This is a genomic window from Oculatella sp. LEGE 06141 (assembly GCF_015207605.1).
Classification (GTDB): Bacteria; Cyanobacteriota; Cyanobacteriia; order Elainellales; family Elainellaceae; genus Oculatella.
Genome location: NZ_JADEWO010000011.1, coordinates 1 through 15325, shown reverse-complemented (window position 1 = coordinate 15325; position 15325 = coordinate 1). Strand labels below are relative to the sequence as shown.

Sequence of the window (15325 nt, the reverse complement as noted above, 5' to 3'; positions counted from 1 at the left end):
TTAGGGCACCTGAGCCAAGGTTGAAGAGTGACGTTTGAAATAAATGGAGAGCTAAACAATGGTTAGCACAGCTAATTCTAGAGCAATGAGCAACCTGGAGTATGACCTGTTAACAGCGTTGCAAAACAAAGCAGAAGCAGTTAAAGCTTACGATACTTATATCAAAGACGCTCAAGACATGGGGTCGGAACCCTGCGCCAACTTGTTTCAACAGTTGAAGCAATCTGATATGGAACAGGCTCAAGAACTTCGTCGGCATTTGCAAGAAGTGATGCAGAAAGGCAAGATGTAAGCGCCTGCGGTGTAAGTACCGTTAGAACAGTACTCCCTGCAAACTGGTGCGTTATGACAATGCTGCGGCGCACCAGTTTTCTGCATCTTTTCCTTCGTCTCGCTTCGAGCAACGTCCAAGCCTGTTCGCAATTGCTGCAATTCGTATCGTATTAACCACGCCAATTGTGTGCAAACGCTAGGATTGTGGGTGCTTAGATGTTGATCAAGCGTCGAGGAACCCATTATGCAACAGGCTACTGCGACGTCCACCCTGCCCGCCATTCAAATTGCTGATTGTAGCAACCTGGACGAGAATGCCACTACACTGTTTCTCGCCTCTGGCTCCAATCCCTACGAGAATACGGAAGAGTTCCTGTTTGACTGTGAGATGCGAGCTGATGAAATGCCGCGCTTCATTCGTCGGGCGTTGTTAGAGTTTCAGGTGCGATCGAATCAAGAAGGGGTTTTGCTGCTCCACGGATTGCCCATTGATCCAGAACTCGATCGCATCCACACCCCCCCGGATGCGCTACGCTCCACCGAGAAGACAACCTATGTCAGCGAACGCTGTCTGGCGATGATTGGTAGTCGGCTGGGGCATCTGGTGTCGTATATTCAAGAAAAAAATGGCGATCTGTTTCAGAACCTGGTGCCAATTAAAGGCAGCGAGCAGTTGCAGTCGTCTACCAGTTCACAAACCCGGTTACAGTTTCATCGCGAGACGGTCTTTCATCCCTATCCGCCTGAGTATTTACTGCTCTATTGTCTGCGTCCTGACCACGATCGCGTCGCTGAAACAACGTATGCAAGCGTGTCCCATGCGCTGCCGCTGCTGGCCGATGCCGAGCGAGACTTACTGTTTCAGCCACTCTATCGTACCGGGATTGATTATTCGTTTGGCAATGTGCAGACAATTAAGGGGAATGGTCCCGTGTTGCCCGTTCTGTACGGCAACCGCACCGATCCGTTCTTGAACTATGACGAAGATTTGATGATGGCGATTACCCCAGAGGCTGATGCTGCCCTGGTTGCATTAAAAGAGGCGATCGCCGCTGTCTATCGTCGGGTCAAGCTAACCACGGGAGATATTCTTTGCATTGACAATCGCCGCACAGTACACGGTCGCTCATCCTTTGTTCCCCATTATGATGGGTTCGATCGGTGGTTGCAGCGATCGTTTGTAGTACGCGATTTAGGACGCTCGGCCAGCGATCGCCATCCCGGTGAGCGCATCATTCGCACGTGCTTCTGACGTAGTATCGGTACCGTAATAAATGCCCCGGCCTCTCGTCCCCACAAACACCAACCCATAAACCTGCTGACTGGCTTCCATAATTTTGGGTTCATTGCCAATGGGTCGATCTGGGTCGCCAATTGCCTCCCAGGTTTCACCCCAATCCAGCGAACGGAAGATGCCGTCGTCCTGACCCGCAACGCGGCCATATAAATACAGTGCTGGGGTGCTGCTTCGAGCGGGCGCTTTGCCAAATGCAAACAGGTGAGCCTGTTCCACACTGTCCACTCGGAAGAAACTTTCACCCGCATTTTGGGAACGGTATAGACCCTCATCATCCAGGCTGAGCCACATCTCGCCTTCGCGTCCTGGAATGGTTTTAAGAGCAAACCAATCTGCTTGCGGCAGATTGCTTTCAACCACACGGAACGACTCACCGCCATCGTTGCTGCGATACAACTTTTTGCGGCTGTAGTAATAAAATGCATTGCCATCGACCGGATCGGCGGCAAGGGGCTGTGACCAGTTCCAGGGACCACCAAAGCCCTCAGGTAAGCCCTCAACTACAGTCCAGGAGGTGCCGCCATCGGCAGTCCACAATGCCTTTTCGCCGCTCATCGTGACGACGAAGCGATCGGGATCGGTGGCAGAAACCGCAACTCGCAAGGGCATCTCGGAACTGGGGAACGAGCCAAAGGCTTGCCAGGTTTTGCCGCCATCGGTTGACGTGCCGCCGCCATAGGTTGAATTCCAGCGATTGCCGCTAACTCGCACCATGCGCGACGGATCGGACTCACTGTAGGCGATGGCATAGGTGTCTTGAAAGACGACTCCTGTTTCATCAAACGATTTCGAGGGAAAAGTATCTAAGCCGTTATCGTGATTAAACCCGCCAATATCCGCTGCACCAGAAACCAGGAGTGAGCCGCTGCGAGGAGCCACCATGGTAAACACAACGATTTCTTCATGCCCTTGCTGATAATTTGTCCAGGACACCGGATTTGATTGGATATTGTCTGTACGCCAAATGCCGTACCAATCGGTTAGCCAGACTCGACCCGATACATTAGGGTCAAATTCGATCGCCGCAATCCACGGCTGCTTCAACATCAGACCCGCCCACCAGGAAACGGTGTTATTTAACCTCCGTTCTGTTTCAACCCAGGTTCTACCGCCATCTCTGGATTGATAAATTTGAGTTGAGTCGGTCTCGCCTGTGCTAACCAGGAGATGATTGGAGTTACCCGGATCGATGCTAATCGCGTTGAACGTATCAGGCTTGCCTTCAGGCGTTACATTGCTCCAGGTCTGGTTGCTGTATTTACTAACGCCCGCCTCGTGGGTTGCATACAGCACACCATCACCAGAAACAGCCATCCGTCTGACGCTGGCAGGGCTGTCTGCCACTTTGCTCCAGGTGGTGCCATTATCCGTAGACCGATAAATGCCATCGTCGTGAGCAGCGGCATAGACCAGTCCAACCGTTTGCCGATCGAACACAAGTGATGAGATACCAATTTCGTCGTCTAGCTGTGCCGGAAATGACACCTTGGCCCAACTCTGTCCGGCGTTGGTCGATTTCCACAGCCCGTCTAAACGAGAACCAAACAGCACCACGTTGGAGTTTGAAGGGCTAACCGCGAGCCGCTCGCCAGCCCAGCGCATCCCTTCATTGCCGCCCATCTTTAGCTCTAAGTTAAGCTTTGTCCAGGTTTCGCCACGATCGCTCGACTTAAAGACAGCGCCCTTTTTGTCCCACCAGTCGGCCGTGTAGGTTCCGGCAGCGATGTAAATGACGTTAGCATCGTTGGGGTCGAGGGCTAGCGCTTCCCCAGAATAGTAATTGCTTTGCTCCAGCGGAAAATGGTCGGTAATCGGAATCCAGCTCTGGTTGCGCGAATTCCAGCGATAGTAGCCACCAACATCCGTTTTGATGTAAACCAAATCGCGCTGTTTCGGATGGAGGTATACGCCGGTTACATAGCCCCCTCCCCCAATCGCCACCGTTTTTTGCCCCAGAACCACATCCGATTGATGCGATCGCGCTGCCAATAAATTGGCGTGGAGCGAAATACTATCACTGATCCCACATTGTTGCAGTGCAATGACTGTCGCCAATGTCATCACGGCAACGCCAAAGAAATGCCCAAAAGAACGATGATAGTGGAGCCGAGCCATTGCTGTGGAGGCTAACCTGGACACCACTAAGCCAATCACCACAATCACCAAGCCCGTCACAATGGGGGTTGCGATCGCCAACCAATCAATCATAAGTCCGCTCTAAGATCAACACATTGAAGCCGAGCCACTGCTCATGACGATGTAATTACGCAGATTGTTCAGCCTGATCTCGTAAAATCTGACGCTTTTGTCGGGCACCGACTCGCTTAGTAGCCAAACCTGAGAGGCTGCTGTAAACAGCGGAGGGCAAAAGCCGCAGCATACAAGCCGCTGCCCACGTCAGGATTGTGCGGCGTGGCTCTTCTAAAACAATGTGCCAATAGACAAACAACGCCCGGTGAATCAAGTCAAACGCGACTCGTCCATCTCCCATGCGAACCGCACTGCGAGCCAGGTAACGATATTGATACGCCATTGCCAGCGATTCATATTGCGCCACCTGTTCTGGAGCGTAGGAGCGCATCTTTTCTAGCACCTGTTCCCACGATGCGAGCTGTTTAAAGAAGCTGGCCGACAGCCCTCCAGAGTTGACCCGATACAGCGTTAACGCCTCCGGAATGCCTTCAATTTTCCAGGTGGTTTGAATGGCAATCCGCAACCAACACTCGATATCTTCCGATCGCCGAAACTGTTCATCGAAATAGAAGACTTCGGTTGTGCCGTGCAGGTTGGCTTCAAATTGAATGGCATCAAATACCTGGCGGCGAACCACCACAGCAGAACCGTTACTAATTGGACTACCGCGCAGCAAACAGGGAACATCAATGTTGGTGAGCTGGGGCATGGTGTAGGTGCCCAGGCGATCGCCCACCTCATTCATAAACTCGGAGCGGCAAAAACTCACGCCTACGTCTGGCGATCGCTCCAGGTGGGCAATTTGTTTCTCAAGCTGCTCAGGTAGCCACAGGTCATCCCCATCTAAAAAGGCGATGTATTGCCCCTGTGCATGACGAATTCCAGTATTTCTGGCACCAGCCAGGCCCCGGTTCTGTTGCTGAATTAGTTTAATTCGTGGGTCGTCGAACTGCTGGCAAATGTCAGAGCTGCGATCGGGTGAACCATCATCCACAATCAACAACTCAAAATCCGTATAGGTTTGGTTGAGTACAGACTGCACCGTGAGGGCAATATAGCGCTCAACGTTATATACCGGAATGACGACTGAAACATTGGTCATAGGTCAACACCCAAAGTTGCAACATTTACCGGGACTTGGACACGCTAGGCTTGCTTGACCTGCTCTTGGATGCGCCGCTTTTGAGCCGCTCCTGTCATCTTCAGGGCAACCATTTCCAACTGGCGATAGAAAGACTGAGGCAGCAGACAAAGCGAGTAGGCAGCCGCTAAGGTCAATAGAGTCCGACGAGGTTCATCAAACAATATTTTTGGGCAGGTTGCCAAGGCTTGATGGCACAACTTCATCGCTGCTTTACCATCACGTAGCGTCACGACTCGGCGTGATAGGAATCTCAATTCATACGCTCTGGCCAGGCTTCCCCAGCGGGTAACCAGTTTAGGCGCATAGGTGCTGGTCTTTGCCAACATGGTGTCCAGGGAAGCAAGCTGCTTCGCAACGTTGGTTGAAGCTCCCTTCAGGTTGACCCGGTACTGCGTCAGCGGTTCAGGAAGTCCTTCAGTTTGCCACGGTGTCTTCAGCGAGATCCGGAGCCAGCATTCTACATCCTCCATGTGATGCAGCTCTTCATCAAAATAGGCGCTCTCTAAGGAACCATAGCGTCGAGATTGATATTTAATTCCCTCAAGCGCGTCTCGCCGAATAACAGGGGCTGAACCGTTGCCAATGGGGTTGCGACACAGAATCTTGGCGGGTGTAATGCCTTTCAATTGAGGCATTTGATAGATATCCAGCGGCTTTCCGGCTTCATCAATGAAAGCCGACCGACAAAAGCTAACGCCAACGTTGGGGGATGATTCTAAATGCTGAACGTGCTTTTCTAACTTATCGGCTGTCCACAAATCGTCTCCATCCAGGAAGGCAATATAGCGACCTTTAGCTTCACGAATTCCAGCATTTCTAGCCGCAGAGACACCTCGATTCGGCTGATGAATGATTTTAATTCTAGGGTCAGCAAACTGCTGACAAAGTTCAATACTGCGATCGATCGCCCCATCGTCTACAATTAGCAGTTCAAAATCGGTGTAGGTTTGATTGAGAACTGACTGAACCGTTGCAGCAATATATTTCTCGGCATTGTAGACCGGAATCACAACAGATACGTTTGCCATCTTTGAAACCAATTTCCTGTTTGTAGAGAGAGTTAACAGAAAAAACAAGACCACTTGTATTGCCAGGGAGCGCAGCGTTGATTTGTCCCTGCTGTTCAGCCTTATTACCTTACCTTTGGGTTAAACCCTGGGGCAGTCGTATCGAAATAGACCCACTGTTGTAGACCCACTATTTTCGGATCTATGCAGCACGCTAGCAGACGAGGTGAATGTACAGTTCAACCAGTAACTAGTTGATGATGGAGTTAGCGGTTGAATGTTGATTAACACTACAGGCTACAAATGTGCCTACTTTCCTTTACACCTAAATGGCGATTAGTTAAGTCGAAAGACTGTCAATGAACCCCAAGATAGAATGGTTTTTTGCAGCGATCGTTGATACTAATCAAACAATAGGAATTAACATAAAATCACCTGACTTGCCGTTCATGTAACTGTTATTGCTAATGAACGATTCAGTTGATGGTTACATGCAGTCTCTACCGAGATAGCGACTGCTCTGTATGTACGGTATTGTAGGCTGTTCAAAAACAGCGTAGTTAAATTTACTACCAGCTTCATCAATACTTTGACGAATTCGGCTTCTAAGTTAAAGTTCTCGTCAAAAGCACTGGCTGATGGCGGGATTGGCCTATAAAGTTCATCAGTTTCTTCACCAATATCGAGCGGGCACCTACCTAAAAACACGGGACTGGTAAAAACCAGTCCCGTATCAGTAGATGTGGAAAACTGCTTTGAGTGCAATCGTTGCGATCGCAAGTAGCTAATCGTCTCTGCAGATGATTTGAAAGCCTGACTTGTAGCCCCCGCCGTGTAAGGGCTAGCTTCGGCCAAAACATCTGGCTCGGTTCCAGAAGCTATCTGCCGAATGCCACGCCCCTACAGAGACATTTGATACCGTTCAAACACCCTCTTACAGCCATTTTCAGTTGCATTCACCACGCCTTAAACCCTACATCCCACACCCATCTTGGCGAGACTGTGGCTGACTCGATTGAGAACTGCTGTAAGTTGCGGCCAAGGCTCAAGTCGAGAGAGGCAAGATATCAGGAGTCAGATGGAGTTTGACCAATCATCGCCAAACGCTTAACCGAGTTGGCTGGAAACACTCTGGCGAACAACGTTGACAGATGGCTGGCGGTCTGGAAGGGAAGCAAACCCATCAAAGCAATTTTCAGTGCAATGCGTTGGGTTTTCCGCTCTAGCAACGTCTTTGGATCAAACTGAATAGACTGAAACAGCTTCTCGGCGGCCTTTTTGGGTCCCTGGCGATCGGTGCTGTTGGCTAAACAAATTTGAGCTAAGAAACGGTAAGTGTTTGCCAGCGTGCGATTTCTCAGAGGTTTCAGCGCCTCTGGAGCCGCGTCAAAGGCACGATTGATCACAATTAGGTTGTATTTTTCCATCACATCGACCTTCGTAGTCATCGACTGTGACGTGCGGCGGTAAAGAATCTGATATTGAGGCACGACTACAAACGGGCACAGGGCAGCCAGACGAATGTAATAATCCCAATCTTCCACCGACTTTAAAGTTGGGTCAAATTCACCAGCAGCTTCAATATAGTGGCGTCGCGCCATAATATTTGAACCGCTAGAAATGAAGTTGTGGTACAGCAGATCGCGATAAACATTACCTTGGTAGTGCAGCGGTTCCCAGGCGTAGAGGTATTCGCTGTTTTCATTAATAAACGCCGTCCAACTGTAGGCAACACCCGCCTCCGGGTTGGCACGCAGTGCTTCCACTTGAGACGCGATCTTATCGGGTGTCCACAGGTCATCGGCATCAATAAAGGTAATAAATTCGCCAGTGGCTCGCTCAATACCGCGATTTCTAGCAACGGGCAACCCGCCGTTTTCATAGGAAAAAAGCTTGATGCGCGGATCTGGAATGGCTTCTACCACTTCAACGGTTTTGTCGGTGGAACCGTCGTTGATAATAATGAGTTCAAAATCTGAGAAGGTTTGCTGTTGCAACGATTCAATCGTTTCAACGATCGTGCGCTCAGCATTATAAGCCGGAACAATGATAGAAACCGCTGGCATTGTAGTACCCTCAATAAATTTGGACGTTCAAACGATTCGTGTGTATAGCTATCGTGGCTGCTCTCAGAGGGGTTAAAGCGCTAATCGTCACTCAAGCCACCTCCGTTTCTGGCGTGCCGCATTGGCTGAGAAGTCCCCAATCTGTCGGCTTAAAGCCTGCGGGTTAACCCGGCAATGGGGCAAACACAGCCTAGACCGAGTCTTGTTGAATCCGTCGTTTTTGGGTGGCTCCGGTGGCCTTTAACCCGGCTGTCTCCAGTTGCGAGTAAAACTGCCGGGGCAACAGCCGAAGCAGGTAGCTGGCTGCACCAGTAATGACCGTGCGACGAGGCTCCTCTAGCACCATGCGCCAATGGGTTCTCACCGCTTCATGAAAAAGCTGTGTAGCCACTGCTCCGTCGCGCAACGTCACTGCCCGACGCGCCAGGTAGCGCAAGTGATATGCCCTGGCCGGGTTCTCCCACTTGGCAACCACCTCTGGAGCATAAGCGCGAGTTTTTTCGATGACCTGCTCCCAGGATTCTTGTTTCTTGAGCAAGTTGGCCGAAATACCGCTTGAGTTCACCCGATAAAGCGTCAACGATTCGGGAATGCCCTCCATTTTCCAGTGAGTTTGCAGTGCAATGCGAAACCAGCAGTCTAAATCCTGTGAGCCTTGTAGCCGCTCATCCCAATAAAAATCTTGCGTCGTGCCGTACACATCATCTTGAAACTTAATGTCTTCAAACACCTGTCTGCGAATCACAGCACAAGAACCGTTGCTGATGGGATTGCGGCAGAGTAAGTGAGCAATGGTGATATCCGTTAGCCGGGGAAGCTGATAGATTCCCATCGGGCTGCCTTCCTCATCAATAAAGGCAGAGCGGCTGAAGCTAACTCCAACCTCAGGGGACTGCTTTAGATGCTCAACGTGCTGACGCAACTTATCAGCCAGCCATAAATCATCTCCATCCAAAAAGGCAATATAGGTTCCTTTTGATTGGCGGATGCCTTCGTTGCGAGCGGCGTTGGCACCGCGATTTTCCTGACGAATGATCTTAATGCGTGGATCGTCAAATTCCTGACAAATTTCAACGCTGCGATCGGGCGATCCGTCATCTACAATGATCAGCTCGAAGTTTTGGTACGTTTGTTGCAGAACCGAACGAATGGTGACTTCGATGTGCTTTTCGACCTTGTAGACTGGAACGATAACAGAAACGGTTTCCATAATTAAGACACATTCATCTGGCTAAACAACATAAGTGAAGATGCAGGCTTGCTGAAGTTTATGCGGCAACGTCTAAGGGATTTCGGCTATTCCAACTAACCAACTCATACTCCCCGAGATCTGGAGCAAAACCATGATGGAATACCGCAGAAAGTCAGCCATAAGCAACCGTTGCTAATAGTAAGCCGGGATGATTGTACAGAGGAAGCATTAGCGATCGCACGTTAAATTACCATCGGCAAGGATGCCGTTTTGCCAATTACCGCTCTTAGATGAGCCATCTGAGAAAATGAACGTGCCGATGCCGTCGCATTTGTTGTCCTTAAACTCACCGATATAGCGATTACCGCTTTCCAACCTCCACTCACCCCAGCCGTTGAACAGATCATTCTGGAACTGACCCGAATAGCGTCTGCCGTTGGTAAAGGTCAGCGTACCGCAGCCGTTTCGCCGACCGTCTTGCAGGTCGCCGTCATAGCGATTTCCGCTAGGAAACACCATTGTTACTTGCCCCGTAGAAGGCAATCCAGCCTCGATAGGGCCGTAATATTGCGTACCGTCTGGATAAACATAGTCTGGATCGGCAGACGACAATGGCGATAGGGTGGCTTCTGGGCATACCCGTGGAGCCGCAGACGGTACCGTAGTGGGTGTCAGCGGCGGGGTCAGTTCTGGCGTTGGGTCTGAGGTGTAGGACGGCAACGGCGCAGGAGAAGGCAACGGACTGAGCGCCAGCGGTGTGGGGCTGGCCGTTACCGAGGCAAGTGGACGGGGCGTTGCAGGAGCCGATGATGGGGCAGGGGATGAAACAACTGCCGACTGGGGCAGCATTCCCCCAATTCGGGGCAAGACCAGATCAATCGCTCTGGGCATCATTACAATCGTCACAATGCCTGCTGAAATAACACCCATCGCGATAAACGCTCGCCAAACGACCGAATCAAAGAACCCCCGCTGTGGACTGTAGTATCCTCCAGACCCCCAACGAGGACGATATCCACCGCTTCCGGCATTCTGAATCTGGATGGGATTAAATAGCGCTCTGGTGGTTGCCACCGGATCTTGAATTCTGGTTTCTTCTCCTTTGTTGGAGAACACAAACCGCGTCGTCCAGAGAACGTAGATCGGCATGTAGATTATATGGATAAGCAACACGGCGATCGCCACACCCAGTACACCCCATTGCACACCAAACAGGAGACCGAGGGCAAAGACAACGGTAAATATTAAGTCCCACCGCAGAACAATATCTGGACGACCGTTAGCAACGTGCAGTTGACCGGCTGCTTCAATAAACGGACGAGGAATTGCAGACAAGCAAATTAGAATGAGAACCGGAATTCCCTCGACCCATTTGGCTCCAAAAACGATGGGCACATAAAAGGGAGCCATCGTTGATTGCAGCAAGACGAATGGAATAATAATGAACGCGATCGTGCGGAGGCTAGAAAAATAACGCTTCCTGAAATTTTCGCGGTTGGGCAGCGCTTCGCACAGGTGCGGTAATAGAGCACTCGTAATTGCTTTCGTAATACTTAAACTAATTCCTAAGCCAGCATTAAAGGCAAAATAATAGATTCCTAGCTCTCTAATCCCGACGAACCGACCCACAATTAAATAGTCAAGATATTCTCTCATCGTATGGAGTAATTGAACTCCAAGGTAATTCTTAGTGAATCGAGAGATTTCTCCCCATCGTTTAGTTGTAAAGCCCCGCGTCGGTCGCCAGGGGTGATTAGTGTAATAGGTATAAACCCAAATTGGCGTAGAACAAACCCTGGGCAGCACCAGCGCCCACAAACCAAACCCCATGAATGCCAGCAAAGCCGACATCAAGTTACTGGCCGTAAGCTGAATCGAGTTGTTGAGGGCTGTTACCTTCAGCCGATTCTCTCGATGAATATAAGCCGCTTGAATCGTAGAAACAGGAACCATCAAGTAGATCAAGGCCGATGCACAGATCGGTAAGATCAAGCGACTGTCTTGATAGAACCAGGAGATTGGGAAAGATGCAGCCGACTGAAGTACAAAGAGACCAATAAAAACGATCCAGTTGAGGTAGTATGCCGAATTGCTGAGTTCTTCAAGGTCTTTCTCGTCTGCCTGAATCACTTGAGCGGCAATACCAAGGCGGGTAAAGGCGGACGTAAACTCATGGATGGTGAGAACGATCGCCCCTAAGCCATACTCGGTTTCGCTGAGATAGCGGGCAATGACAACCGTGGTTGCCAAACGAAAGACGCGGATGAAAATTTCGGCACTGCCTAACCATCCCAGATTGCGGAGGAACTTGCTTTGTAGCTTCTTTTCAATCCAACTAACTGGATTCGAGAACCCCATAATTGTTATGCAGAATGTTTAAGTAATAACAGCCATCAGCCTGAACCAATGCTGATTTAGCCAACGTCCCTAGCCTTAGCCCAATTTGGCAAAGTCAAACTTCACTCGCTCCTTTAGAGCCATGCCAAGCAAAACCAGGCCAGGCCAGGTGATATAAGCCAAGTTTTCAATGTTTTCCCCCATGGAAAAGGCAATAAACACCAGAAACACAGCTAGCGCCGTTTGAGCCAGCTTACTGGATTGAGACTTGATCAGCAGCACAACAAAGGTGACTGCCATTGGAATGGCTAAGCCTAAAAAGCCGACAATACCGTGGGTATATAGTGCGCCAAACCAGGTGTGGTGGCTACCAATTGGCATTTCCTGAACGACCTTCGGGCCTTTTTCGGCTTTAATGGCATGTCCCCAAATGGGTGCATCCGTTTTCCATTGGTAGTAGGCCATGCGTTGCAGCACATCTCTGACTCGAGAAGAACTGGCTCGCTGGCTGCGGAAGTAAATGATAAAGTTGTCGGCCAGCGTTAGTAGCTGATAGCTAAACACTCCAGCCACAAAACTGGCCGTTCCCAGGGCAATTTGCATACTGGGTCTGATCATGTTTGCTAAAACGATTTTGGCGATCGGCAGCACCACCAGACAGAGCAACCCTAAACGAGAGCCAGATCCCCAAATTGCGATCGCGTTAGCAAGCATCCCGATCCATTGCCACTTCTTATCGGTCTCCTGGGTTGCCAGAAAGAAGTGAACGCATCCCACAAAGGCCAATGCCGGTGCCCAGGGTGCAAACAGATATAAACGCGGGGCACCTTCACCAAGGGTATAAAGATTGATGGAGTAGTACGTCAAGCCTGTGCCACCAATTTTCGCCATGATAGTGGAAACATACAGCGGCATAGCCACACCTGCTGCACCCAGGGCATAGGCGATCGGAATGAGCACCAAGGTTTGAAGCGCCAGAATGCAAATAGCGCGGCAGAGCAGTTGCGGACGGATATTGAGACAGCCAATCAACGGGAAAATCGCCAGGAGCGCCCAACTTCTCATGAAAAAGTTGACGAAGGATTTGATCGTTCGAGTCGTGCCCATATCCAGGGTGTAGTGGCCTACCAGCAAAGCGATCGCCACCAGTGCCATTCCAAAAATCCATATCCAGACCGTGACTGGAACTCGGATTCTTTCTTCCACAGGCGTTTCGTCGGATTGCTGCCAGAGGCGTTTGCCGGTATAAGCTAACATTCCCCAGGCAAAGATGGGTGCAACCACATACTGTGCCCCCAGGAAATACAGCACGTATGTACCAATCAGGTAATACCAGACAACTTTTTCTTCAAAGTTTTGAGGCTTCATGGTCTTGGAGATAAACACCAGTTGAATCCGTTCACGACAGTCAATTCATTAAGTAGTTGGCAGAAAGTTCTGCAACCTCGTTGGGGGGTACCTCTCGCCGCGAGATCACTTTTGCCGGAACACCCACCGCGATTGAGTAAGGGGGAATGGATTTTGTCACCACAGCTCCTGCACCAACAACACTGCCTTTGCCAATCGTGACACCATCCAGTACTCTAACGCCTGATCCTAACCAGCAGTCATCCTCAATGACGATTCCTTTGTAGGAGTTTCCTTGGTCTCGAATCGGAATGGTGACATCGGCAAAGTTGTGATTGTTGGCGTAAATGCTGGAGTGAGACGCAATCAAACAGTTATTCCCAATCTTGATGTAGTCGCCAGAAAGGCAGGTGTAGGGACCGATATAACTGTAGCTGCCAATCTCGATCGCTCCAGTCTGGTGGGTTTTAATATCGACTCCACGATCGAGCGTTGAATGATCCCGCAAGCAGATTTTGCTTCCTAGACCAAAACACCGAAGTCTAGCATCCCGCTCAATACGAACGTTGTTGCCCAGTTCAATTCCCAAACCGCAAGTAAAATCAACACCCAGGTCAATTTGCACCGAGCGACCCACCCGTCCCAGAATCATGCGATAGGCCAAACGGCGCACCTTTCTACCGAGCGATAGCGGGATGCTTCTACAAAGCGCTAAGACAGCCGCTTCTAGTTTGTTAAGTTGCATTGAACTAAGACCATGCACTCCAGTGCCCATAAAACTAACCCACTTTTGAATCAGCTAGAAGTTGTGGTGCAGTCAGTCGAATTAGCCACTAAGAGGCGTGTTTCAGCCGTCGTTTAGGCAAATTTTCTGTATTGTAAAACCACAACTACTGCATACGTTAAGTGGTTCTCTTAGCAATAGGGGTTAAGACTTGTCGAAGATGCCGAAAGCCTGTGTAAATTTTGGATAAAGCTTTCAAATATACCATCAAAGAACGACCGTAAAACCTACTGAATGAAGACAAGTTTTGAGCTAAAAATGTTACCGCTCAGCAAGCTTGCTTGCTGAAACAAAGTAGGGGCCAATCCCCTCGAATAGCCTCTTTGCAGCAGATGACACGTGTATTCTACTAACGCAAATTTTGCCAACGGTCTTCAGATAGATTTCATCCTAATTTGACGTGCCTCTTCAGGTCAGGCAAACAGCTTCACCGACTGCATTACTTCCGTTTAAAGCTGGGTTCATTTAACCAAAACAGCAATGGAGAAGTTCGAAGAATTCAAATCTTGTTGAGAATGTGAACGGCAAACTGAAGGTTTTAGCTTTTACTGTTTGCAATAAAGACAATAAACCGACGTACCTAACGGTATTTTTATCCAACCCGATAGGTTGATGACAGTTTTGTTCCCTCTCTCAAACCGCTAATGAATGTCGAATGTCAACCAATCTCAATAAACCTGCAATCGTTGATATTCAAGGGGTTCAACTCAGCCAACCCTGACCGTGGCTCGGTTTAAGCCGCTCTGTATACGAACGTCCTTACTATTAAGTTTTCAAGAAGCTTCCAGAAAACTACTGGCGTTCCCAGATTGCCTAAGGTACCTTCATCATCAGTACGCAAATATAGTATTGGTCGTACGTTCGTTTCCCTGATGAGTATCTTGATGAGTATCGAGCCTAAAAACGCAGGACATGGTTTGCCTTCGCTCAAAGTGTCTATGCCATCCAAAAATCTTCAGTAGGCAGATACTCAAACTCGTAGAAGCATTACAGGTAACAAACGGCCAATCCTTGAGGTTTTCCCTGTTCGTTGTGTAATGCCGCAAATAGTCTATTCGTTCGTGATCGTCCCTTCATCTGAAGTTGAAGGGACGCCACACGTTAATACGTTCATTTAGTTTGTCGTGCAGGCGACCACATGAATTACACCACAGACTCACTTAACCAGCCCGAAAGGCGATCGCTCCTTCAACATATTCTTAAAGCCTGCGAAGGCAAATTTTGGCTTATTTTCACTTGTTCGGTTGCCTGTATCATCACAGTCGCAGCAGTGTTTTGGATTCTCGATCATCCCTATGCCAGCAATTGGGATGAAGCCCGGTATGTGAACCAGTCTTACCAGGATGTTGCGGCATTTCGTCGGGGTGGTCTGGGTGAATTGCTTCGGGTGTTAGTGCAAGAAGATCGACCCAGACCACCTGCGTTTCGGCTGCTAGTGCTGCCATTCACGCTGCTGTTGGGGCCAAGTGCAACCATTTTTCGCCTGGTGTCGTGGGCAAGCTGGTGGGTAACGCTGGGCTTTGTCTATTTAGCAGCCAAACGAATTGCAGGTATGACCGGTGGCGCATTTGCAGCTCTCTTTTTGGCATTGTGCCCTATCATCATTCAGCCCAGTATGCGGTTCTATGTCGATTACCCGCTGTATGTTGCCGTTGCGGCAATGCTGTATTTCCTCTTTGTTAACC

Annotated in this window: 11 protein-coding genes; 3 read left to right on the top strand and 8 right to left on the bottom strand. The window is 49.7% G+C overall.

The genetic code is table 11. The annotated features are described in order from the left end of the window. Window positions 1–58 precede the first annotated feature (58 nt). Both IQ268_RS10110 and IQ268_RS10105 read left to right on the top strand, forming a co-directional pair. Window positions 59–292 carry a hypothetical protein gene (locus tag IQ268_RS10110; RefSeq protein ID WP_193878097.1) on the top strand — a complete coding sequence of 78 codons (234 nt, stop codon included), beginning with the start codon at window positions 59–61 and terminating at the stop codon, window positions 290–292. A gap of 225 nt (window positions 293–517) precedes the next feature. After that, window positions 518–1525 (top strand): TauD/TfdA family dioxygenase, encoded by a 1008-nt coding sequence (locus tag IQ268_RS10105; protein WP_193878095.1) that lies wholly within the window; start codon window positions 518–520, stop codon window positions 1523–1525. Here IQ268_RS10105 and IQ268_RS10100 read toward each other — a convergent pair. The 8 genes from IQ268_RS10100 to IQ268_RS33240 all read right to left on the bottom strand — a co-directional run bounded on the left by IQ268_RS10100 (window position 1466) and on the right by IQ268_RS33240 (window position 13601). After that, window positions 1466–3778 (bottom strand): hypothetical protein, encoded by a 2313-nt coding sequence (locus IQ268_RS10100; protein ID WP_193878085.1) that lies wholly within the window; start codon window positions 3776–3778, stop codon window positions 1466–1468. The genes IQ268_RS10105 and IQ268_RS10100 overlap by 60 nt on opposite strands. A 55-nt stretch (window positions 3779–3833) precedes the next feature. Continuing rightward, window positions 3834–4865, bottom strand: a complete 1032-nt coding sequence (locus IQ268_RS10095) for a glycosyltransferase family 2 protein (RefSeq protein ID WP_193878083.1) — start codon at window positions 4863–4865, stop codon at window positions 3834–3836. Window positions 4866–4909: 44 nt separating this feature from the next. Further along, window positions 4910–5935 carry a glycosyltransferase family 2 protein gene (locus tag IQ268_RS10090; protein ID WP_193878081.1) on the bottom strand — a complete coding sequence of 342 codons (1026 nt, stop codon included), beginning with the start codon at window positions 5933–5935 and terminating at the stop codon, window positions 4910–4912. Window positions 5936–6981: 1046 nt separating this feature from the next. Next, entirely contained in the window at window positions 6982–7980 is a 999-nt protein-coding gene (locus IQ268_RS10085) for a glycosyltransferase family A protein (RefSeq protein WP_193878079.1), read from the bottom strand. 190 nt (window positions 7981–8170) lie between these two features. Next, window positions 8171–9190: a glycosyltransferase family 2 protein gene (locus IQ268_RS10080; RefSeq protein WP_193878077.1), complete on the bottom strand. Its 1020-nt coding sequence runs from the start codon at window positions 9188–9190 to the stop codon at window positions 8171–8173. 210 nt (window positions 9191–9400) lie between these two features. Further along, on the bottom strand, window positions 9401–11530 hold the full coding sequence (locus tag IQ268_RS10075; RefSeq protein ID WP_193878075.1) for an oligosaccharide flippase family protein: 2130 nt from the start codon (window positions 11528–11530) through the stop codon (window positions 9401–9403). 75 nt (window positions 11531–11605) lie between these two features. Continuing rightward, the gene (locus IQ268_RS10070) at window positions 11606–12877 is read right to left on the bottom strand and encodes an O-antigen ligase (protein ID WP_193878073.1); all 1272 of its coding nucleotides are present in this window, start codon (window positions 12875–12877) and stop codon (window positions 11606–11608) included. A 40-nt stretch (window positions 12878–12917) separates the two neighbouring features. Continuing rightward, on the bottom strand, window positions 12918–13601 hold the full coding sequence (locus IQ268_RS33240) for an acyltransferase (RefSeq protein WP_193878071.1): 684 nt from the start codon (window positions 13599–13601) through the stop codon (window positions 12918–12920). A 1177-nt stretch (window positions 13602–14778) separates the two neighbouring features. On the opposite strand from IQ268_RS33240, the gene IQ268_RS10060 reads away from it, so the two are divergent. Next, window positions 14779–15325 (top strand): glycosyltransferase family 39 protein (locus IQ268_RS10060; protein WP_193878069.1); only part of this gene is annotated, 547 nt, incomplete at its 3' end.